The following is a 20,524-nucleotide window of genomic DNA, read 5'->3' as shown; positions in this document are numbered from 1 at the left end:
GGGCCCTCGAGGTCGGTGGCGTGGTCAAGTGATGGTGCTGGTTGCCAAGTCGGAGAACTGTCTGCGGAGTTCCCTCTTGAGTATCTTGCCAGCCGGCGACACGGGCATCTGCTCGACAATGGTGATACTTCGCGGGGACTTGTACCCGGCAATCAGCGTCTTCGAGTGGGCCCGGACTTCTTCGCACGTCAGAGACACACCGGGACGCACGACGAGCACGGCATGGACTCGTTCGCCGTACTGGTCGTCGGGTACGCCGATCACAGCGCAGCTGATCACGTCCGGATGTGTGGCCAGAGCATTTTCGACCTCTGTCGAGTAGACGTTCTCGCCGCCCGAGATGATCATGTCCTTGAGCCGATCCACGACGAAGAGGTATCCGGCTTCGTCCATGTAGCCACCGTCGCCGGTGTACAGCCAACCGTCGCGCAATGCCGATCGCGTTTCTTCCGGCCGGTTCCAATAACCGGACATGATGTTGCCGCCGCGGGCGATGATTTCCCCGACTTCGCCGCGAGGAAGCTCGTTGCCTTTCTCGTCGACCACCTGAACTTCGACGTGTCCCATCGGCCTTCCGGCCGATTTCAGGCGGGTCGCGTCGACGTGATCTTCTGCACTCAGGCTGGTGAGTCCGGGTCCGGCCTCGGTCATGCCGTACCCCTGCATGAAGGCTGCCTGCGGAAAAGCCTGTTGCGCTTGCCGAAGCAAGGTTTCGGAGATCGGGGAAGCACCGTACTGCACGGCCAGGATGCTGGACAGGTCCCGGTTCGCCCGGTCCGGATGACGAATCAGCATTTGAATCATCGTGGGTACCAGCAGCATCGACGTAATTTTGTGCTGCTCGATCAATCGCAGTGCGGTAGCCGGTTCGAAACTCGGCTGAATCACCAACGTCGCGCCGACAGTGTTACGGCCGATCCAATTTGCCAGTGACGCAAGATGAAACATCGGAGCGGTGATCAGAGCCAGGCCGTCGGTACCAGGCGTTCTGTTACTGGCCACTGCGCCGAGGCTCGATGTCACGAGATTGGCATGGGTGAGCATGACGCCCTTGGGATGACCACTGGTTCCGCCGGTATAGAAGATCCCGGCCAAGTTATCAGCGCCGAGTCGCAGGTCCGGTGCGGGTTCGCTCGACGCAATCAGATTCTCGTAGTCGAGAGCGCCGGCCGGCGTTGGCAGTTCGCCGGCATGAACCACCACGGCGAGCTGTGGGAACAACACCCGTACCTCGTCGAGTAGCGGCAGAAAGGTGTCATCGACGACCAGTACTCTTGTATCGGAATCGTCCAGCGCAAAAGCGATCTCGGCAGCGCTCCATCTGGTGTTGAGCGGATTGACCGCGCCTCCCATCCACCAGGTGGCGAAGAAATACTCGTGATAGCGATCGGAGTTGAGCGACAATATGGCGACGCGATCGCCTACCTGCACACCGAGGTCGCGAAAAGCGCCTGCAAGACGGGCCACTCTCTCACCGACCTCGGCGCAGGTGCGTACACGGTCCCCACACACGGTCATGGGCTGGTCGGGGCGTTGCTGCATCGATCGTTGCAGAGACTGCGTCAAGTACATGGGGACCGCTCCTTTCGGGAAACGTGAGGTCAGCGACTGCCGCCGTCGCACACCAGACACTGGCCGCTGACGTAGTCGGTTTCGGGCAGGCACAGTGCGAACACCGCGCCGGCCGCTTCGTCCGGACGTCCGGCGCGGCCCAACGGGATGGTCCGCTCGGCTGCCGCAAGGAGTTGAGGGTTGACGCCGACCTTGATCTCGCGACCCTCGACGTCGATGGTGGAATTCCCGTCGGCCGATGCCTCTGTTAGGCGAGTGTTGATCAGACCGTACGCAACGGCGTTGACGTTGACCTTGTAGCGGCCCCACTCCCGGGCGAGAGTCTTGCTCAAGCCGATGATGCCGGCCTTGGCGGCTGCGTAGTTGGACTGACCGGCATTGCCGACTACTCCGGCGTTGGACGAGATGTTGACGACCTTGCGGTGGTAGTCAGTGGGATTGGCCTTGATGTAGGGCTGAGCCGCGCGCAGGATCTGGAAAGGCGCCTTCAGGTGCAGATCAAGAATTGTGTCCCACTGCTCGTCGGTCATCTTCTGGATGACGTTGTCCCAGGTGAAGCCGGCATTGTTGACGATGATGTCGAGCCCGCCGAAGGTGTCGATCGCGGTGTTGACGAATCGATCCGCAAAACCTTCTTCGGTGACCGAACCGACGCACGCCACGGCCTTACCGCCGGCCGCGATAATTTCCTCGACCGTCTCCTTGGCAGGACCGGGATCAAGATCGTTGACTACGACGCTCGCGCCTTCCTCGGCGAACTTCATGGCGATGGCGCGACCGATGCCTCGGCCGGATCCGGTGACGAGTGCAATCCTGTTGTCGAGCTTGCCCATGTCGGGGTTCCTTTCGGTGGGGAGGGTTTTCACGCGGCTACGACGGCGTCGCCGCGCAGGGTGATGGTGCCGTCGGAGAGTGTGACGGCAATATCGAGGTGGGCCAGGCCGTCTTCGACCTTGGTGACGGTGCCGGTGCAGGTCGGCTTCGCGTGCAGGGGTGTGATGGAGGCGAAGCGCACGTTGTACGAGCGAATACGTTCTTGCGGAACGTAATTGGTGAGTAAGCGGCCGAGGTAGGCCATCGAGAGCATGCCGTGCGCGAACACGTCGTCCATTCCGCCGGAGCGGGCGACGTCGAGATCGATGTGCATCGGATTGTGGTCGCCGGACGCGCCGGCGTAGAGCGCGAGCGTGGTGCGACTGATATCGGGCAGTTCCAGCGAGGGAAGAACGTCTCCTGTTTTCATTTCTGCGCCTTAGGGTTTCGAACGACCAGGGTGTTGGTGAGGCGTGCGATCAACTCGCCGTCGCGAGTGACCTCGGCGGTCCGGACCAGGAAGTCCAACGCGCCGTTCTTCTTCGAGTACACGTCCGTGACCTTGCCGTTGTATGCCAGTGTGTCGCCGGCGTAGGCAAGTGCGTGGTAATCGAAGGACTGCTCGCCGTGCAGTACGTACCTCATGTCGATCTTCAGCGATCGGACCAGGGCAAACGGGTCCGGTTTCTCCATGTCGAGGCAGAAGAGGAAGGTGGGCGGCACCACCAGGTCACGATGACCGGCAGCCTTGGCGGCCTCGACGTCGCTGTAGATCGGGTTGGTCTCGCCGATGGCCTGCGCGAAGAAGCGTAGGCGTCCGCGCTCGACGAGTGCCTCGTGGCCCGGGATTGTCGTTCCGACGACGGACGGGTCGAGTGCCATGTCAGCTCACCTTCTTGAAGATGCTGACCACGCACGCACCGCCGAGTCCGAGGTTGTGCTGCAGGCCGATTCGTGCCCCTTCGACTTGCCGCTTACCGGCCTGGCCGCGCAGTTGCCAGACCAGTTCGGCGCACTGGGCCAGACCGGTGGCGCCGAGGGGGTGACCCTTGGACAGCAGGCCTCCCGACGGGTTGGTGACTACTCGTCCGCCGTAGGTGTTGTCGCCGTCCAGGATGAACTTCTCGGCGGTGCCTTCAGGCGTGAGGCCCAGACCTTCGTACGTGATGAGTTCGTTGGCGGAGAAGCAGTCGTGCAGTTCCACGACCTGGACGTCCTCGGGCCCGATGCCGGCGGCTTCGTAAACCTGCGCAGCCGCGGCGGCCGTCATGTCGTAGCCGACGACCTTCATCATGTCGCGGTCCTCGAAAGTGCTTGGTGTATCGGTGGTCAGGGCCTGTGCCTCGATCACTACGTCAGCCGCCAGCCCGTGCTTTCGGGCGAACTCCTCGCTGCAGACGACGGCGGCAGCGGCGCCACAGGTGGGCGGGCAGCACTGGTAACGAGTGAGCGGGCCGAAGATGTGCGGTGACTCCAACACCTGCTCTTCGGTGAGAAGATCGCGGAAGACCGCGTTGGGGTTGTTGGCCGCGTGCTTACGGGCCTTGACCGAGATCTTTGCGAAGGTCTCGGGTTTGGTGCCGTACTTCTCCATGTGCGAAAGTCCTGCGCCACCGAACATCTGGGCTGCGCGCGGACCGTCGTGGACGCCTTGGATCTCGGTCATCAGGTCGTCGAAACGGAACATCGGCGCTGGGCGGTCGTCCCAGACCCGCTTGAGTGCGCCGGGTTTCATCTGCTCGAAGCCGACAGCCAATGCGCATTCGACGGTGCCGCTGGCGACGGCTTGGCGCGCGAGGAAAAGAGCCGAAGAGCCTGTGGCGCAGTTGTTGTTGACATTGATGACCGGGATGCCGGTCAGTCCGAGGCCGTAGATGGCGGCCTGTCCGGCAGTGGAATCACCGTAGACGTAGCCGGCATAGGCCTGCTGGACCAGCGAGTAGTCGATACCGGCGTCGTCGAGGGCGGCACGGGCGGCCGTCTCCCCCATGACGTTGTAGTTCTCACTCTTGCCCGGCTTGGTGAACGGGATCATTCCCACTCCGGCAACATGGACTTTTCTGGTCACGATTGTCTCCTAATTGATCGGATGGAAATTTACTTAACACCACGATTTGGGTTTTGTCTACTGAGTCACAGGGCGTCTTTACGAGGGACTTTCGCCGCGATAGCCGAAGGTTTTCCGACGAAAGGGGTCAATTTCACGGGGCTATTGCGTCGGAGCACCGTTTGGTGATTTACTTTCTGGGCGGCAAGGTGGCGTGCGTCACAGGGTAGGTGCCTGGCGGTTCAATCGACCACGAATCGATCACGTCGGGTTCGCACCGGACCGGTCTCCGAGTCCCGCATCCAGTACTTCGTTGCTGAGATCAGTTCACCCAGCTTCTGTTTCGCATTGCGCTCGCTCCGTGGCGCAGTTGTCGCACTTGCCTGAGAGGATCGATGAGAATGACGTTGAGCAAGCCGGCTCTTCCCACTGATGCACCGCCGCGAGAAGTAGGGGAATCCCGAGTGCGAGCGTGGGGGCTCACCGGAGTACTCGTGCTCCTTGTCATCGTCAACTGGGCTGACAAGGCAGTCTTCGGTCTGGTTGCGCAGCCGCTGGCCAAAGAATTCGGATTGACCTCGGCGCAGATCGGACTGGTCGGCAGCGCCTTCTTCCTGGCCTTCACCGTCGGGGGCTTCTTTGCCGGAGTCCTGCACAAGTGGATGTCGCTGCGGTGGTTGCTGGTTCTGCTCTCACTGGGATGGGCAGCCTCGATGATCCCGCTCGTCGTGGTCGCCGGGTTCGGCATGCTCCTGTTCACGCGCATGATGCTCGGATTCTTCGAAGGGCCCGCGGGCGCGCTCGTTCACACCGGCGTCTACTCGTGGCATCCTGCGGAAAAGCGTGGCCTGCCAGGAGCTTTCCTGGCCTCCGGTGCCTCGATCGCGAAGATTGCGATCGCACCGCTGATGGCCTTGGCTGTAGCCAGTTGGGGATGGCGAGCAACTTTCATCATCCTTGCCGGGGTCGGCGTGGTCTGGTGCGTCCTGTGGTTGTTCACCTGGAAAGAGGGGCCGTACATGCAGCGGCCGGTTCGGAAATCCGACACAGTTGCGTCGTCGGTTGCAGACGGGCCTGTTGTCGCCAAGGTGCCGCTGGCAAAGATCTTTCTCACCCCGACGTTCCTCGGAGCCCTCGCCGCAGTGTTCACCATGTACGCTCTGGTGACGGTAGTTCTCACGTGGCTACCGTCGTACTTCGAAGTGGGACTTGGATACTCGCGGGTTCAGGCCGGAACTATGTTCGGCATCCCCAGCGTCGCAGGCCTGTTCTTCATGTTTCTGTGCACGTCGATCAGTGACAGGTTGATGGCGCGCGGTGCCAGTTCGAGGATCCTTCGCGGGATCGTTCCCGGAATTGCCCTGTTGATCTGTGGGCTCGCCCTGGTCACCATGCCCTTCATCAAGACCCCGATCGTTGCGGTGCTCGTGGTATCGGTGGGCTACGGCATCGGCACGGTCATCATTCCCCAGTTCAACGCGGCGATCTCCGAAATCTGCCCGCCGCAACAGATGGCTGCGGTTCTGGGTGTCTTCATGGCGCTGATGGCGACCGGTGGACTTATCGCCCCCTACCTCACTGGCGTCATCGTCGACAGCGCCGCAACCCCGGCCGAGGGATACGCCACTGCTTTCCAGATCTTCGGAATCGCGACTGTCATCGGTGCCGTCATCGCGCTCTGCGCCGTCAACGCCACCCGCGATCGAGTGCGGATCCTCGGCTGAGCACTACTCACTTTCAATCACAATATTCAGGAGAAACAATGCAGCGCACAGTATTCAACGAAGAGCACGAGGATTTCCGCAAGGTCATCCGCAGCTTCATCGAAGCCGAGGTCATGCCCAACTTCTCCGATTGGGAGCGCGAGGGCCAGGTGCCTCGCGACTTCTATCGCCAGCTAGGCAAACTCGGTGTTCTCGGAATGACGGTTCCCGAGCAGTACGGCGGAGCGGGTGAAACAAGCTTCAAGTTCCAGGCTGCCCTGAGCGAAGAGACGGCTCGCTCGGCCGTCAGCTTCGGCGCATTCGGTGTGCACACGGGCCTGGTCCTGCCCTACATCCTGACCTACGGCACCGAAGAGCAGAAGCAACGCTGGCTCCCCGACTTCATCAGTGGCGACATGATGACTGCCATCGCGATGACCGAACCGGGCACCGGCTCGGACCTGGCCGGAATCAAGACCACGGCCAAACTGTCGGAGGACGGCACTCACTATGTTCTCAACGGCGCAAAGACATTCATCACCGGCGGTGTTCAGGCAGATCGGGTACTCGTGATCTGCCGGACGTCTCCGCCGACGGCAGAGAACCGTCGCGCCGGGCTGAGCATCCTCGCAGTAGACACCGCGAGTGAAGGCTACGAGGTCGGCCGCAAACTCGAGAAGATCGGCATGCGTACTTCGGACACGGCAGAGCTTTCGTTCACCGACGTACGGGTGCCGGCCGAAGATCTGCTCGGTGAGGAGGGCGCTGCCTTCGGCTACCTGGCCAACAACCTTCCGCAAGAGCGACTGATGATCGCAGTCACCCAGACTGCTGCGGCCGTCGGAGCCATCGAGTTCGCTTCTGCCTACGTGCGTGACCGAAAGGTGTTCGGCCAGGCGGTCGCGGAGTTCCAGAACACCAAGTTCGTCATCGCCGAGTGCATCGCCAAGGTCGAGGCTGCGCAATGCATGGTCGACCGGGCTCTGGAATTGCACGAGACCGGCGACCTCGGTGTCGCCGACGCAGCCAAAGCAAAACTGTTCTGCACCGAGACCGCAGCTGAGGTCATCGACAAGTGCTTGCAGCTGCACGGGGGTTACGGCTACATGCTGGAATACCCCATCGCGCGTCTGTATGCAGACACCCGTGTGTCGCGCATCTACGGCGGAACCAACGAAGTGATGAAGACGATCATCGCCAAAGCGGCCGGGTTCTGAACGAACCGAGGGGAACCATGACAGTACTTCTCTACAACGTCGACGCGGGTGTCGCCACGATCACGATGAACCGGCCGGATCGACGTAACGCAATTACGTACACGCTGCTCACCGAGCTGCAGAAGGCGCTTACGTCGGCCGCCGGTGACGAATCTGTCAGAGTCATCGTGCTCACCGGCGCCGGTGACAACTTCTGTGTGGGCCGCGATCAGTCCGGAGATCCGACAATGCGGGTTGTTCGAGGGTTGTCTGTGCAGGAGGATCGCACTCGCCTGCTTGATGTTTCACGGGTGATACCGACTTTGGTGCAGATTCCCAAACCCACGGTGGCAATGATTCGCGGAGGTTGCGCAGGAGCCGGGCTGAGCCTCGCGCTAGCCTGCGATCTTCGCTACGCCGGCACCGGCGCGGTGTTCAACACGGCATTCGTCGGGGCCGGAATGTCTGGTGACACCGGTATGGCGTGGTTGCTGACCAGGGCGGTCGGCCCGGCGAAAGCTCGGGAGCTGATGTTGTTGCCCGAACGGATCAAGGCTGACCAGGCAGCCGCGTTCGGGATGATCCACGAAGCTGTGGCCGACGGCGCACTCGAAACCCGGATGGCGAAAATCGCTCGGCAGCTGGCTGATTCGGCTCCGTTGGCAGTGCGTGGTGCAAAGCTGAATCTGGAGTCCGCGCTGTCACGGCCATTGTCGGAGTTCTTGATCGACGAAGCCGACCGACTGATCACATGCGCGTACTCCGAAGACGTGGAGGAAGCGCGCTCGGCCTTCCTCGGGAAACGGGCACCGCACTTCGCTGGGCGATGAAATGTACTGGAAGACATTGTTATCGGGATCAGGAGAGTGAACGAGAATGTACTTGACTCAGGGTTTACATCGGTCGGTCCAGAGTGATCCCGACGCTATGGCCGTCGTAGACGGTCAGCGCCAGTTGACGTTCGCGCAATTGCAGAGTCGCGTCGCGAGATTGGCCGGCATGCTCACGTCTTACGGGCTCGAGAGAGGTGACCGGGTAGGAATACCGGCCACGAACTGTCTCGAATATGTCGAGTACTCCTTCGCCTGCGCTTGGGCGTCGATGGTGGCTTCCCCGGTGAACAATCGCTGGAGTTCCGACGAGATGGCATTTCACATCGAAGATGCCGGAATCACAGTTCTTTTCGTGGACGGTCCTCGTCTGGCCGCTGCGCTGGAACTTCGTGATCGTTGTGCTGTTCTGGAGACCGTGATCGTCTTTGGGGCGACAGATCTCCCCCGCGATACGGTCGACTACGACTCTGCTTTGGCGCTTCACGGCCCGATTCCCGATACTTATGCAGATCCTGATGCGTTGGCGCTGCTCATGTACACGGGCGGAACTACAGGCCGCCCCAAAGGCGTCATGTTGAGCGCCGGCCAAATCCTGACATCGGTGCTCGGAGTCCTTGCCGGTAGTGGTGAGCCGAATCTGCCAGGCCGATCCCTGCACGTGGCCCCGCTGTTCCACCTCGCAGCTTTTGCCGGTTTGGTCCAGGCCGCCGTTACCGGATCCACGCACGTCTTGATGGGCGACTTCACCGTCGAGAAATTGGTCGAAACCATTGCAGAGAAGCAAGTTACACAGTCACTGCTCGTGCCGACGATGGTGCACGCGATGCTCGAGTTCGCTGATCGAACAGGTCTGACGATCGACAGTCTGACCTCGATCACCTATGGCGCCTCGCCGATGCCGGAGCCTCTGGTTCGCCGCTTGATCGAACGATCACCTGATCTTCGACTGCGTCAAGGCTACGGAATGACCGAGTTGGCTCCGGCCGCGACACTTCTCCGCGACGACGACCACCGCAATCTTGATCACCCGGAACGGCTTCGATCCGTGGGACGTGCTGCGCCACACGCCGAGGTGCGGATTGTCGACGCAACCGACGTAGAGCTTCCACGCGGCGATATCGGAGAGGTCGTGGTGCGGGGCGGGAACGTCATGATGGGGTACTGGAACAACGAGGCCGAGACAGCTCGAGCAGTCCGCGACGGTTGGATGCACACGGGTGACCTCGGCTTCATGGACGAGCACGGCTACGTGTTCCTCGTCGACCGACTCAAGGACATGATCATCTCGGGCGGCGAGAACGTCTACAGCGCCGAGGTCGAAGCCGCTCTGTCCCAGCATCCCAGCGTGAGCAGTTGTGCAGTCATCGGTGTCCCCGACGAGAAGTGGGGAGAACGAGTGCACGCGGTTGTTGTACTGAAACCTGAAAACAATTCCAGCGGTGAGGAACTCCGAGACTTCGTCGGCGCGCGTATCGCCCGGTACAAGGCGCCGAGGTCGGTCGATTTTGTCGACGCGCTTTCCCTGTCGCCGGTAGGAAAGATCCTCAAACGCACTCTCCGCGACACCTACCGGTGATACATCCATCTTCCCGACATTCTTCCAGGAGCAGAACCGTGATCGACCCACAGATTCGTGACCTCGATTTCGAGACCTACCGGCAGGTGATCCGCGACTTCACCGACAACGAGCTCATTCCCCGAGAGAACGAAATGGTCTCTGCCGGTCAGGTTCCCGCTGATCTCGTGGCAAGAATGGCCGACGTCGGACTGTTCGGCATCACGCTGCCGAAGAGTGTCGGCGGGTTGGGGTGGTCCGTCGAACAGCAGGTGCTGCTGACTTTCGAGTTCACCAGGTCGTCGGCGGTGTACCGTTCCCGATTCTCGACGAGCATCGGGTTGGCTTCTCAGATCCTCCTCGAATACGGAACTGACGCTCAACGCCGACAGTATCTACCGTCGATGGCAGCGGGAGAGTGCGTCATGGCGTTCGCTCTCACCGAGGAACAGGCGGGTAGTGACGCCTCGGCTGTGCGCGCCACCGCTGTCCGCACCCCGGACGGCTATGTGATCAACGGTGAAAAGCGCTTCATCACCAACGGCGCCTGGGCTGATGTTCTGGTGGTGTTCGCCCGCACTACGGACGGCGAGATTTCGTCGTTCCTTGTTGATCGGGAATCGCCGGGAGTAGAGACCCGGGTGCCTGACTTGATGAACGGTCATGCCGAGGGCCCGGTCGCCGAAATCAGCCTGCGTGATGTGTCGGTGAGCTCCGACCGATTGATCGGCGGTGCAACAGGTTTGGGGATGGTTCACGCGATGCGCGGAATCAACCAGGCGCGCACGCACGTTGCGGCTACCGCAGTGGGTCAAGCGACTCGAATGCTGACGGAGGCAATGAGATACGCGGGGTCTCGTGAGCAGTTCGGCCAACCCTTGGCCGAGTTCGGCGCCGTGCAGTCGATGCTCGGACGCAGCTATGCCGAACTCGAGGCGGGTCGAGCGATGATCCTCGACTGTGCCCGTGAGTTCGACCGCGGAACGCCGCCGCGTCACAGGATCGCCGCGGCAAAGCTGTACTGCACCGAAATGGCGTCGGTGGTCGGGGACCGCGCGGTACAGGTGCTCGGTGGGGTCGGCATCGTCGGCAATCATCCGGTGCCGCGCATGTGGCGGGATGTGCGTGCCTTGCGAATCTACGAAGGCGCCTCGCAGATTCACGAGCGCAACCTTGCACGGGCGCTGCCGTCATTGCTCAGCTGAAACCCATACCTACACAGATACTTCGACTCGAGAGAGAACAGAGGGACAATCATGGCCACCACCACAGGCCGCGGACCGCTTGACGGGCTTCGCGTCGTAGAGCTTGCCGGAATCGGTCCAGGTCCCCACGCAGCGACGTTGCTCGCTGATCTCGGCGCCGACGTCGTCCGTGTTCAACGTGCCGGCCTGATCCCCGCCCCCGGCCAACCTCGCGATCAGACCCAGCGTGGGCGTCGTATCTGCGAGGTGGACCTCAAGGACCCTGCCGGAGTCGACCTCGCTCTCGGATTGATCGAGCGTGCGGACGTGCTCATCGAGGGCTTTCGTCCTGGGGTCACCGAGCGGCTCGGCCTCGGTCCGGACGTTGCGCTGGAACGGAATCCGGCCTTGGTGTACGGGCGGATGACGGGATGGGGTCAGGAGGGGCCGCTTTCTCAGGCTGCCGGACACGACATCAACTACATCTCGCTGACCGGCGTTCTGCACGCGATAGGTCGTGCCGGTGAGCGCCCGGTTCCGCCGCTGAACATGGTGGGGGACTTCGGCGGTGGCTCGATGTTCCTGTTGTTCGGCATTCTTGCCGCGCTCTTCGAGCGACAGAAGTCCGGGCAGGGTCAGGTGGTCGATGCCGCCATGGTCGACGGGACGCTGGCGCTGTCACACATGATGTGGAGTTTCCGGGGTCTCGGGCGTTGGTCGGACGAACGCGGTGTGAACATGCTCGACACGGGAGCCCCGTATTACGACACTTACGAGACGTCCGACGGCAGATACATGGCCGTCGGTGCCGTCGAACCACAGTTCTATGCACTACTTCTGGCCGGTTTGGGACTTGATCCCGCGACGTTGCCGAGTCAGAACGACAAGAGTGCATGGCCGCAAACGAAGAAGGTGTTCGCCGACGTGTTCGCGTCGAAGACGCGCGACGAGTGGGCCGCGGTCTTCGACGGTACCGATGCATGCACGACGCCAGTTCTGACGTTCGCGGAAGCGTCATCCAATACTCATGTTGCCCAGCGTGGTTCGCTCGTGGAACTGGACGGGGTCACCCAACATCGTCCGGCGCCGCGATTTTCGCGCTCCGATCCGGGTTTGCCGTCTGCGCCGGCGGACGCAGCCGTCGACGCAGGGACCTTGTGGACATGACTCTCACCGAATCGAGAGAACTCGAGTCCTTTGACCTGCACACGTTGCTGAGTCTGGACGACCTCGGCTCCGACAGATTCCGGGGATATTGCCATGCCGGATCCCCCGGGCGCATTTTCGGCGGGCATCTGGCGGCGCAGGGCTTGACCGCTGCCGGTCGGACTGTGCCTGCGGCGGCGGTGGTTCATTCACTTCACGGGTACTTTCTCAGCTCGGGCGATCCACAGCAGCCCATCGCCTACGAAGTCAGCCGTCTGCGTGACGGACGGACGTACTGGTCCCGTCAGGTCACAGCCCTGCAACTGGGTACACCGATCTTCACGCTGTCCGCGTCGTTCAAAATCTCCGAGGAAAGTGCTGACCGACAGGAGAAGATGCCCGTCGTACCCGCGCCGGAGGACCTTCCCGATCCGTACGAACATTGGGCGAGTACCCGCGCCGACGAGTTTCGCGACAACAAGACGCACCGTGCGATGGATATGAGATTCGTGGCCGACGAGGGTGAGCTCGAGCGGGGATTGGTGGCACAGTCGGTGTGGTTCAGACCGAATCACGCGTTTCCGGATGAACCGCTGTTCCATGCCGGTGTCCTCACCTACGCCTCGGATTTGTCGTTGGCGTCAACAGCCTCACTTGACATCCAACCTCACCGGTCGTTGATGGTCGGACCTTCGCGAGTGCTGATGGCGTCACTGGATCACGCGATCTGGTTTCATCGACCCTTCCGTGCCGACGACTGGATGCTCTTCACCCAGCAGAGTAACTCCGCCACTGACGGTCGGGGATTTTCGACAGGACATTTCTGGACACGCGACGGTGTTCTGGCGGCGAGCGTGGCACAGGAATCGCTTCTTCGTGCGCCGTAATGCAGAGAGAGACATTTTCTGTCCGTCCAGAGCCGAAATCACTAGCGCTTCAATCGGATTCCGTTTGCTCAGGTTTGTTACTAGGGCTAGTGCACGTTGAATCGAAACACGAGGCAACGGTTCAGGAAAAAGTGGGTGCAGTATCGAACTGCGTTGGTTTCGACTTCCGTGGAAGTTTCTACTGCGTGAACTCCGTTGGCTGTCGTGGAGAATGATGGGACGATCGACTTCACGCGTGCGATCAGCCCTCCAAGGGGTGACTTGCATCCGACCATGTACAGGAGAGTTCACGTGGTATCCCCCGAACAGGCGATCGACCCGCCCGCACCCTCCTCGCCGCCTTCCCCGACGCTCAGCGTCGCCGCATCGCCTCATCAGCTCGGGGTGCTCCGAGCGCTCGCACGAACGGCCGCCGCACAGTACCCGCTCTCCGTCGACGCGCTCACAGACCTCCTTCTTGCTGTCGACGAAGCAGCCACCACGCTCGTCGGGCATGCTCGCCCTTCGACCGATTTGACGTGCACCTTCGGCGTCGACATCGACGGCAACCTGAACGTAAGGTTGTCCGTGGGGACGTCGGCGCCGATCAACCTCAGCACCACCTCATTCGGTTGGATAGTTCTGCAAACATTGGTCGACGACGTCATCTTCGAGCAGTTTCCCACCAACGTCGAAGAGGGCTGGGCCGTGACAATCATCTTGAACAAAGCGCTCCAGACAGGTTCATGACCCCGTCGGCGGCAGGCCGCGACGACTACTCGCACGTCGTCGACCTGTTCGCGGATATCAAGGCTCTGCCGGACGGCGCTCCTGAGCGGAAGCAACTACGCGCGCAGATCATCGAAGAATGCCTCCCGGTCGCAAAGAACATCGCGCATCGCTACAGCGGCCGCGGCCAGTCCCATGAGGATCTTGTCCAGGTTGCCAGCGTCGGGCTGGTCAACGCTGTCAATCGCTTCGATCTGGAGAAGGGGCGTGATTTTCTGTCCTTTGCGGTCCCGACGATGATGGGTGAGGTCCGTAAGCACTTCCGTGACCGAGGATGGGATGTTCGTGTTCCCCGGTCACTGCAGGAGAATTATCTCGCGCTGAAGAAGGCAAGGTCTTCACTCACCCAGACGCTCGGACGTGAGCCCTCCATTCCGGAGTTGGCTGCCTACCTCGAGGTCGAACCGGGGGACATCGCGGAAATCGTTGCAGCCGGTGACTCGTACCAGTCGACGTCCTTGGATGCCGCGACGTCTACTGACGGCCTGCCGCTCGGGGACACACTCGGCGATTACGACGCTGCACTCGATGAGGTCGACAACCACGAGACCCTACGGCCGGCGCTCCTCGCGTTGCCCGAGCGGGAACGAGCGATCATCCTCTATCGATTCTTCGGAGGTCTGACGCAGTCGGAGATCGCGGAGAAGGTAGGCCTTTCACAGATGCACGTGTCGCGTCTGCTCACCCAGTCTTTGAAAGCTCTACGAGCTGAACTCGGAGGGTTCACGCTCTGACGACAAACCCATTTGTTGCATGCAATCATGTTTCCGTCTCGCGGTAGTCATATCCTCGCTGCCGTATCTAGTAGTCAGAAAGGTGTGCAAATCCCAGGGGTTTCGGCGCACTTTTCGCCGCGAATTGCGATGCACACTTCCGCGGTGCCCAAATTGGCTGCCAAGCAACCAATTCGAGAAGTGAGAGGCCGGTACCGCCGAACCAGGACACCGAGGTGCCGGGTTGGAACTACGTTGACGGGACACTTGGATGGGCTTGAATGGCTAGTCTCCCTTCAGGTCGGCCCGAAGGGCAACCAGGGACTGGGTGAGCAGACGTGACACGTGCATCTGAGACAGACCGACTTTTTCGGCGATCTCCGACTGTGTCAGCTCACCGAAGAACCGGTACAGCAGAATGGTTCGTTCACGCTCGGGAAGCGCGAGGAGCGCCGGCCGTAGGGTTTCGTGATTGTCGACGCTGTCGAGTGCTGCATCGAAGTCTCCGAGGGTTTCTCCGAGCGGTCGACCGTCCACGGAGACGGATGCATCAAGAGATGCCGAATGATACGAGTCACCCGCAGCGATGATTTCTGCGACGTCACCGGGCTCGACCTCGAGGTGTGCGGACAGTTCGGGGACCGTGGGTTCTCGTCCTAAGCTCTGCGTCAGAAAGGTTCTGGCCTTCTGCAGAGCGAGATAGTTTTCCTGCAGCGAGCGGGGTACGCGGACGTCCCATCCACGGTCGCGGAAGTGCTTACGCACTTCGCCCATCATGGTCGGGATTGCAAAGGAGAGGAAGTCTCGTCCCTTGCCGAGGTCGAAACGGTTGACGGCGTTGACCAGTCCGACGCTGGCAACCTGGAAAAGGTCTTCGTGTGTTTGTCCGCGGCCACGGTACCGTGCTGCGATGTTTGCGGCTATGGGCAGGCATGATTCGATGATCCTCGCCCGCAAGCGTTCACGTTCAGCGCCGTCCGGCAGAGCCTTGATATCCGCGAACAGGTCGACGAGGTGTGCGTAGTCGGTTCTGTCCGTCGCGGAGGGTGTCACGAACCTGCCTGCAGCGCTTTGCTCAGGGTGATAGTCACAGACCAGTTCCCGTCAACTGTAGGAATTTGCGCCAGTTTGACGTCGTCTACCAATACCTCGAGCACGATTCGGCCGAATGACGTATTGCTGCAGGTGATTTCGTGCGAGGTCCCCGCAGTGACGGATACAAGTAGGCGCTGCTCGCTATTGACGGCGAACGTGCACGAGAGGGCGCTGGTGGGAACAGCACGGTCGACAAGAGTGTTGGCGACTTCGTCCGCTGCCAGAACAAGATCTGTCAGCGCGTCCATCGAGAGCGGATATTGCGCTGCGGCCGTCCGCACCAGGGCGCGAAGCACGCCCAGATGTTCAGGTGTTGCTGCGACGGTTAGGGCTGCCGAAGGCGGGGCAGGTCGCTTGTTCGCCCGCTCGAAAGACGTCACGTCGGGGATACTCCTCATGTAGTCGGGCTCGGCGAACGGGTAGAAGCGTTCGCCAGTCGGATCAAAACCTGATCACCAATTCAGCTACCCGTGAGAGTGAACTCCAAACAGGGCTACTGCGAACCCACAGCGGGGCTACTCGTAATGCCAACCACCGCAGCAGAATAAGTGCCCTATCAGCTGGACTGCATGTTTCGATGCCACCCGATAGAGGCGAAACCATGCACGAGGGGCCCGACGACGGTCAGGCCGTTACTCGCAGTGGGTGCTAACCGTTGTCCGCGACCAGATTTTCGCGCTTGGCTACACGTGTTGCCAATTCGATCACGGGAATGTTCATCTCCTGCGAGAGCGTTCGAAGCATGTGGAATGCCGCAATCGCGTCGACGTCGAATCGCTCCATGATGACGCCCTTTGCCTGACCGATGAGATCGCGAGATGCGAGGGCACTGCGAAACTGCTGTCCCCGGCGCGCACTGGAGAGGGCGATTGCGGCATGCGTTGCCAGATTGACCGCCAATTCTTCGGTATCGGCGTCGAAACCGCCCGAGGTGTCCGAGTAAATGTTCAGTGCACCCAATTCTTGACCGTCGGTGTAGAGCTGAATCGACATCGCGGACCGGACCGGGGTCTCCTCGCGCACCGCGTTCATAAGATGCGGCCATCGCAGCTCTTCGACTACATCGCTGATTCGGACTGTCTGATGGGACCAAATGGCATCGAAACACGGTCCCTGCGAGTATTCGTGTTGTAAAGCATCAAATCTCTGCGGCACCGGCCCCGTGGCTGAAGTCGATTCGAGGTCGGGGCGGTGGCCGGGGCCGGCGCGGCGGACCAAGGTGATACCGGCGTGATCAACGCCGTCGAGTAGCTTGACTGCGGCTTCGGTGACCTCGTCGAGGACCTGTTGGGGCGCCATCACACCACCGGTGAGGGTTCCGTGCACCGTACGTGCCAGGTGCGAAATTCGCTCGTAGATGTCCGGGATCAACTCTTCCGATGCGTCCACTGAAGACTCCTTTCAACCTCTCTCGGCCACTCAAATCTGTCATATAAATAGAAGAATTTTGCAAATCCACGAGGTCCTCGACGAACAGGCGAATCGCGGGCCCGATCCCGCGTGCAAGGTGGCAATCATGGTCGACGTTTGGAGAATCTCGAGCTGGGTAGCATGCCTGCCGACGGCCGGACAGCGCGCAGGAGTGACTTCACGTGACAACTTTCGATCGAGCGATCGGTGCACCTCCCAATCGCGTGACCTCTCTGACTCTCGCAGCCGTACCGCGGCAACTGCACGTACTTCGAGAGCTGACCAGGTTGGAGGCAAAGCAGCTGAGTCTCTCGCACGACGTGCGCGCCGACCTTGTCCTCGCGGTCGACGAAGCAGCGGGCACGCTTGTCGGACTCGCCCTTTCCCCGCGTACATTGACCTGCACCTTCGACATCACCGCTGGTGAACTTTTCACGGCGGTCATTTCCGCGACTGCTCAGGAAACTCTCGGTTACGCCACCGAGTCCTTCGAATGGTTTGTCCTGCAGACCCTGGTCGACGGAGTCACAGTCGATCAGAGCGCACACGTCGGCAGTGAAAATTGGTCGGTGCAGATAGTCCTGGACAAGGTTCTCAGGACTGTGTGATGACTCGTACGGTCGCCCACATCTGGCCGGCATTTGTTGTCACCGGCTATTCGAGGCCGTACTGTCTGCGGCTCCCCGACCTGAAACTTCTTGTGCAACAACCGACAAAAGGAACATCGATGGTAGAACCGAAAAACGACAAGATCCACCGATCACCTGAGCGCGACGAGGCGAGTGAGCAGGAGGATGACGCGGGCCACCCCCAGAGCGACGCGGGCCAGTCGGAAAACATCGTCCCTGGGATCGAAGATCGACGAACGGAACTCGCCGATCTGGTGGACAACCTCGAGGAACGCATAGTCGAGGAACGCCGTGGAAAGGGAGTGCCGGGCAATGTGGACGACCGGATCGAGGCCGACCCTGTCGACACCGGAGACAGGGCGCCAGAATGATCAGATGTGGCAGTGATCAGATGATGGTGTCCTCCACATCCGGTTCCTCCCCCGCCAGAAGCTGATCCATCGTTTCGCCCTCATGCTGCTCACGCGCTGTGGTCCCGAATTTGTCGGCTGCGGTCCACCTGTCCGGTGGATCGACGACATCGTCACCGTCGTGGTTGCGTACCTCCTCGTAATCCACACTCTCACTTGGGTTCAACGTGTCGCCGGGACCGTCTTCGATGCTCATGGGTTTTCCTCCCGTCAGCTTCGCGCTTGACTTGGCCTTGGGTTTCGGCGACCTACCCGAACTGACCTAGAACCGAAACATCGTTGAAAACCGAACCACCAGCGCAGGTCGCGGCCGTAACCGCAAGGCAGGTTTACGGACCAGCCCACGGGTACCCGTTACTTCATGCGTCTCGACCTTAACCACGCCTCGGCAGACGGAATGCTGCCGACACAACGGTTTTCCGAGCGAGCAATCGACCTCATCCACGGAGATTCCGTCATCTCGCTCGATGTTCGGTCGCAGTGTGCCGAAACCGCAGCGGGTAGGCGGATTTTGTACTGTCGCCTCATTCTGGCGTGCGGCGCAGAGCCGAAACGCCTGCCCGCGCCGGGTGGGAACGATGTTGCGTACTTGCGATCCCTGCCCGATGCAGAGTCTCTTCGCCGCGCTGCGATCGAAGCAGAGTCGGCGATAGTGATCGGCGCTGGGTTCATCGGATGCGAAGCGGCAGACTGACTTTCGTTGCGCGGAATTGTCACCACCTTGTTGGCATCGGACGAGGTTCCGCAAGAGAATCGGCTCGGATTCGCAGCGGGCGAACGTATTGCCGGGTTGTCGACCGGGGCCGGTGTGCGTCTCGTCGGCGTCCTGACCTCGGAGGCCGACTGTGAATTCAGCGAGGCGCAAGCGCGAATCCGTGCGGGGGCAGCGATTCCGTTGTGAAATCGCCACTCACGTGGTGTCACGTGAGAGTGGCTCACACCAGAATGGCTCACACCAGAATGGCTCACACCAGAATGGCAATGGCAGCGACCACGAAGACAACGACGATCACGCCGACGGCAATCATCGCCGCAATCCCGGTGAAAGGGAACCGCCTGTCGGTCGAGGGTTCGGGTTCCGACAATCCCGAAGTCTGCGGCGCCTCCGGCGGGGTACTTCCCGGAGCGACCCCTCCTCCCGGTTCGAGGTCAGGGGTATTGTCTGGATTCGGTTCGGGTGGTGGTGAAGTCACGGCTTGGCTCTCTTTCGATGGATTTGCGACTGTTCGGTACGGGTGCGTCCCGCGCTGTCCGCTGAACGCGTGGAGAAGCTACCCAATCCGAGATTTGTTACTCATCACGGTGTAGCGCGGCAGCGCGACCAGGTTTGGACACGCGCATGAACTCGATCGACGATTCACACGGGCAGGCTTTGGGTACCGCCTGAGCACGAGTGGTTTGCGAATTGTGGTCACTGGTGCCACGGGAAGCGTCGGAAGCAGTGTGGTCGAGGCGCTGAGCGCTGAGGACGCCGTCGACTCGATTCTGGGATTGTCTCGGCGAGAGACGGATTGGACCGTGCCCAAGGTCGATTTTGTTGTCGCGGATGTCAGCAATGACAACCTTCACCGCAGCTTCGAGGGTGCAGACGTAGTTATTCACCTGGCGTGGTTGTTCCAGCCGACGCGTCGCCCGGAAGTCACGTGGGAGAACAACGTGTTGGGTTCGTTGCGCGTATTCCGGGCTGTCGCCGACACCGGCGTACCGGCGATTATCCATGCCTCGTCCGTGGGTGCATAGTCGCCGGGCAGCGGTCAGCCGGCTGTATCCGAGCAATGGCCCACGAACGGTTGGCCAGGAGCCGCCTATCCTCGCGAAAAGGCCTATTTGGAACGGTGTCTCGATGCGTTCGAGGAGCGGAATGACACCCGCGTCGTCCGCATGCGCCCGGGATTCATATTCCAGAAGAGATCTGCGTCGTCGCAACGACGACTGTTCGCCGGCCCATTCCTTCCCGGATCGATTGTCGGTAAGCGATGGATTCCGGTGGTGCCGCGGATACCAGGGTTGACGGTTCAGGTCCTTCATTCGTCGGATGCGGCGAAGGCCTACGTTACTGCGGCGATCGGCGAGCAACAGGGTGCTTTCAATCTGGCGGCAGATCCCCCGGTCACCATGGAGACGATTGCCGAAGTGCTCGGCGCCCGTTTGGTGAATATGCCTCAGCAGCTGATCCGTTCGGGCGTGTGGACCGCTTGGCATGCGCACGCCGTCCCGGCGACCCCAGGTCTGTTCGATACCGTGATGAGAGTGCCCAGGATGGACTGCTCCCGCGCCCGTGTCGAACTGGGATGGCTACCCGCGCACACTCCCAGCGATGTACTTCAAGAGTTCTTCGAGGGCCTCCGTGCAGGCGCCGGCGGTCCCACAGTTCCCTTGGCACGTGATCGGCCGGCACGGCGATTACACGAGATCGCAACGGGACTCGGTGTTCGGCCCTGATCAAAGCATGCGGTTCGATCTGCACTTCTGGCTGACCGCGGTTGATGCAGGACTGTTTGGTACGCCGCTGCAGTGGGAAGCGTCCCATCAGGGCAACAAATCGTGCCCCGTTCGTACTCGG

The 20,524-nt window shown here is 61.0% G+C and carries 22 protein-coding genes and 2 pseudogenes; 14 read left to right on the top strand and 10 right to left on the bottom strand.

The features are described from left to right. Nucleotides 1–24: 24 nt before the first annotated feature. Genes ACFQ6H_RS14460 through ACFQ6H_RS14440 form a run of 5 tightly spaced genes read right to left on the bottom strand, consistent with a single transcriptional unit; the run spans nt 25 to nt 4,453 of the window. Nucleotides 25–1,572 carry a long-chain fatty acid--CoA ligase gene (locus ACFQ6H_RS14460; protein WP_378646822.1) on the bottom strand — a complete coding sequence of 516 codons (1,548 nt, stop codon included), beginning with the start codon at nt 1,570–1,572 and terminating at the stop codon, nt 25–27. 29 nt (nt 1,573–1,601) lie between these two features. Continuing rightward, on the bottom strand, nt 1,602–2,405 hold the full coding sequence (locus ACFQ6H_RS14455) for an SDR family NAD(P)-dependent oxidoreductase (RefSeq protein ID WP_378639856.1): 804 nt from the start codon (nt 2,403–2,405) through the stop codon (nt 1,602–1,604). A gap of 29 nt (nt 2,406–2,434) precedes the next feature. Next, nucleotides 2,435–2,815, bottom strand: coding sequence for a MaoC/PaaZ C-terminal domain-containing protein (locus ACFQ6H_RS14450; protein WP_378639859.1), 381 nt, complete (start codon nt 2,813–2,815; stop codon nt 2,435–2,437). Then, entirely contained in the window at nt 2,812–3,267 is a 456-nt protein-coding gene (locus ACFQ6H_RS14445) for a MaoC family dehydratase N-terminal domain-containing protein (RefSeq protein WP_378639862.1), read from the bottom strand. The genes ACFQ6H_RS14450 and ACFQ6H_RS14445 overlap by 4 nt, the downstream gene beginning before the upstream one ends. A 1-nt stretch (nt 3,268) precedes the next feature. Beyond that, complete coding sequence (locus ACFQ6H_RS14440) at nt 3,269–4,453, bottom strand: lipid-transfer protein (protein ID WP_378646820.1); 1,185 nt, start codon at nt 4,451–4,453, stop codon at nt 3,269–3,271. Between the two features lie 380 nt (nt 4,454–4,833). Here ACFQ6H_RS14440 and ACFQ6H_RS14435 point away from each other — a divergent pair, with 380 nt between their 5' ends. The 9 genes from ACFQ6H_RS14435 (at nt 4,834) to ACFQ6H_RS14395 (ending at nt 14,438) form a co-directional block, all read left to right on the top strand. Continuing rightward, the gene (locus ACFQ6H_RS14435; protein WP_378646818.1) at nt 4,834–6,156 is read left to right on the top strand and encodes an MFS transporter; all 1,323 of its coding nucleotides are present in this window, start codon (nt 4,834–4,836) and stop codon (nt 6,154–6,156) included. Between the two features lie 38 nt (nt 6,157–6,194). After that, nucleotides 6,195–7,352, top strand: coding sequence for an acyl-CoA dehydrogenase family protein (locus ACFQ6H_RS14430; protein WP_378646816.1), 1,158 nt, complete (start codon nt 6,195–6,197; stop codon nt 7,350–7,352). A 17-nt stretch (nt 7,353–7,369) separates the two neighbouring features. Continuing rightward, complete coding sequence (locus ACFQ6H_RS14425; RefSeq protein ID WP_378646814.1) at nt 7,370–8,161, top strand: enoyl-CoA hydratase/isomerase family protein; 792 nt, start codon at nt 7,370–7,372, stop codon at nt 8,159–8,161. A gap of 46 nt (nt 8,162–8,207) precedes the next feature. Continuing rightward, complete coding sequence (locus tag ACFQ6H_RS14420; RefSeq protein WP_378646812.1) at nt 8,208–9,740, top strand: long-chain fatty acid--CoA ligase; 1,533 nt, start codon at nt 8,208–8,210, stop codon at nt 9,738–9,740. Nucleotides 9,741–9,778: 38 nt separating this feature from the next. Next, on the top strand, nt 9,779–10,924 hold the full coding sequence (locus tag ACFQ6H_RS14415; protein ID WP_378646810.1) for an acyl-CoA dehydrogenase family protein: 1,146 nt from the start codon (nt 9,779–9,781) through the stop codon (nt 10,922–10,924). A 51-nt stretch (nt 10,925–10,975) separates the two neighbouring features. Beyond that, nucleotides 10,976–12,070, top strand: a complete 1,095-nt coding sequence (locus ACFQ6H_RS14410) for a CaiB/BaiF CoA transferase family protein (protein ID WP_378646808.1) — start codon at nt 10,976–10,978, stop codon at nt 12,068–12,070. Then, nucleotides 12,067–12,936 (top strand): acyl-CoA thioesterase, encoded by an 870-nt coding sequence (locus tag ACFQ6H_RS14405; protein WP_378646806.1) that lies wholly within the window; start codon nt 12,067–12,069, stop codon nt 12,934–12,936. Before ACFQ6H_RS14410 ends, ACFQ6H_RS14405 begins: the two co-directional genes overlap by 4 nt. A gap of 291 nt (nt 12,937–13,227) precedes the next feature. Next, complete coding sequence (locus tag ACFQ6H_RS14400) at nt 13,228–13,665, top strand: ATP-binding protein (RefSeq protein ID WP_378639887.1); 438 nt, start codon at nt 13,228–13,230, stop codon at nt 13,663–13,665. Then, entirely contained in the window at nt 13,662–14,438 is a 777-nt protein-coding gene (locus ACFQ6H_RS14395) for a SigB/SigF/SigG family RNA polymerase sigma factor (protein WP_378639890.1), read from the top strand. The genes ACFQ6H_RS14400 and ACFQ6H_RS14395 overlap by 4 nt, the downstream gene beginning before the upstream one ends. Before the next feature lie 264 nt (nt 14,439–14,702). On the opposite strand, the gene ACFQ6H_RS14390 is transcribed toward ACFQ6H_RS14395, so the two are convergent. The 3 genes from ACFQ6H_RS14390 to ACFQ6H_RS14380 all read right to left on the bottom strand — a co-directional run bounded on the left by ACFQ6H_RS14390 (nt 14,703) and on the right by ACFQ6H_RS14380 (nt 16,901). Beyond that, nucleotides 14,703–15,470, bottom strand: coding sequence for a SigB/SigF/SigG family RNA polymerase sigma factor (locus tag ACFQ6H_RS14390; protein WP_378646804.1), 768 nt, complete (start codon nt 15,468–15,470; stop codon nt 14,703–14,705). Continuing rightward, nucleotides 15,467–15,892 carry an anti-sigma factor gene (locus ACFQ6H_RS14385; RefSeq protein ID WP_378646802.1) on the bottom strand — a complete coding sequence of 142 codons (426 nt, stop codon included), beginning with the start codon at nt 15,890–15,892 and terminating at the stop codon, nt 15,467–15,469. Before ACFQ6H_RS14385 ends, ACFQ6H_RS14390 begins: the two co-directional genes overlap by 4 nt. 268 nt (nt 15,893–16,160) lie before the next feature. After that, nucleotides 16,161–16,901 (bottom strand): GAF and ANTAR domain-containing protein, encoded by a 741-nt coding sequence (locus tag ACFQ6H_RS14380; protein ID WP_378639896.1) that lies wholly within the window; start codon nt 16,899–16,901, stop codon nt 16,161–16,163. 203 nt (nt 16,902–17,104) lie between these two features. Between ACFQ6H_RS14380 and ACFQ6H_RS14375 the strand changes: the two genes are divergently transcribed. Together ACFQ6H_RS14375 and ACFQ6H_RS14370 are read left to right on the top strand one after the other, a co-directional pair. Then, nucleotides 17,105–17,530: a hypothetical protein gene (locus tag ACFQ6H_RS14375; RefSeq protein ID WP_378639898.1), complete on the top strand. Its 426-nt coding sequence runs from the start codon at nt 17,105–17,107 to the stop codon at nt 17,528–17,530. Between the two features lie 119 nt (nt 17,531–17,649). Next, entirely contained in the window at nt 17,650–17,922 is a 273-nt protein-coding gene (locus ACFQ6H_RS14370) for a hypothetical protein (RefSeq protein WP_378639901.1), read from the top strand. Nucleotides 17,923–17,956: 34 nt separating this feature from the next. Here ACFQ6H_RS14370 and ACFQ6H_RS14365 read toward each other — a convergent pair. Then, nucleotides 17,957–18,157, bottom strand: a pseudogene (locus ACFQ6H_RS14365) (hypothetical protein); the annotation flags it as partial. Between the two features lie 165 nt (nt 18,158–18,322). Here ACFQ6H_RS14365 and ACFQ6H_RS14360 point away from each other — a divergent pair. Then, complete coding sequence (locus ACFQ6H_RS14360) at nt 18,323–18,655, top strand: FAD-dependent oxidoreductase (protein ID WP_378646800.1); 333 nt, start codon at nt 18,323–18,325, stop codon at nt 18,653–18,655. A gap of 6 nt (nt 18,656–18,661) precedes the next feature. Further along, nucleotides 18,662–18,862, top strand: coding sequence for a hypothetical protein (locus ACFQ6H_RS14355; RefSeq protein WP_378646798.1), 201 nt, complete (start codon nt 18,662–18,664; stop codon nt 18,860–18,862). Between the two features lie 64 nt (nt 18,863–18,926). On the opposite strand, the gene ACFQ6H_RS14350 is transcribed toward ACFQ6H_RS14355, so the two are convergent. Beyond that, complete coding sequence (locus ACFQ6H_RS14350; RefSeq protein ID WP_378646796.1) at nt 18,927–19,154, bottom strand: DUF6480 family protein; 228 nt, start codon at nt 19,152–19,154, stop codon at nt 18,927–18,929. A 214-nt stretch (nt 19,155–19,368) separates the two neighbouring features. Here ACFQ6H_RS14350 and ACFQ6H_RS14345 point away from each other — a divergent pair. Further along, nucleotides 19,369–20,403: pseudogene (locus tag ACFQ6H_RS14345) on the top strand (NAD-dependent epimerase/dehydratase family protein). The last annotated feature ends 121 nt before the right edge of the window (nt 20,404–20,524 follow it).

The sequence above is a fragment of the Rhodococcus sp. NPDC056506 genome (assembly GCF_042794945.1).
GTDB lineage: Bacteria > Actinomycetota > Actinomycetes > Mycobacteriales > Mycobacteriaceae > Rhodococcus_F.
This window is presented reverse-complemented; position numbering and strand designations above follow the sequence as displayed.

Coding starts and splice junctions, on each gene's coding strand:
- ACFQ6H_RS14420 (WP_378646812.1), top strand. CDS start 8,208: ATGTACTTGACTCAGGGTTTACATCGGTCGGTCCAGAGTGATCCCGAC.
- ACFQ6H_RS14405 (WP_378646806.1), top strand. CDS start 12,067: ATGACTCTCACCGAATCGAGAGAACTCGAGTCCTTTGACCTGCACACG.
- ACFQ6H_RS14370 (WP_378639901.1), top strand. CDS start 17,650: ATGGTAGAACCGAAAAACGACAAGATCCACCGATCACCTGAGCGCGAC.
- ACFQ6H_RS14430 (WP_378646816.1), top strand. CDS start 6,195: ATGCAGCGCACAGTATTCAACGAAGAGCACGAGGATTTCCGCAAGGTC.
- ACFQ6H_RS14360 (WP_378646800.1), top strand. CDS start 18,323: ATGCGTCTCGACCTTAACCACGCCTCGGCAGACGGAATGCTGCCGACA.
- ACFQ6H_RS14395 (WP_378639890.1), top strand. CDS start 13,662: ATGACCCCGTCGGCGGCAGGCCGCGACGACTACTCGCACGTCGTCGAC.
- ACFQ6H_RS14425 (WP_378646814.1), top strand. CDS start 7,370: ATGACAGTACTTCTCTACAACGTCGACGCGGGTGTCGCCACGATCACG.
- ACFQ6H_RS14435 (WP_378646818.1), top strand. CDS start 4,834: ATGACGTTGAGCAAGCCGGCTCTTCCCACTGATGCACCGCCGCGAGAA.
- ACFQ6H_RS14450 (WP_378639859.1), bottom strand. CDS start 2,815: ATGAAAACAGGAGACGTTCTTCCCTCGCTGGAACTGCCCGATATCAGT.
- ACFQ6H_RS14460 (WP_378646822.1), bottom strand. CDS start 1,572: ATGTACTTGACGCAGTCTCTGCAACGATCGATGCAGCAACGCCCCGAC.
- ACFQ6H_RS14410 (WP_378646808.1), top strand. CDS start 10,976: ATGGCCACCACCACAGGCCGCGGACCGCTTGACGGGCTTCGCGTCGTA.
- ACFQ6H_RS14455 (WP_378639856.1), bottom strand. CDS start 2,405: ATGGGCAAGCTCGACAACAGGATTGCACTCGTCACCGGATCCGGCCGA.
- ACFQ6H_RS14445 (WP_378639862.1), bottom strand. CDS start 3,267: ATGGCACTCGACCCGTCCGTCGTCGGAACGACAATCCCGGGCCACGAG.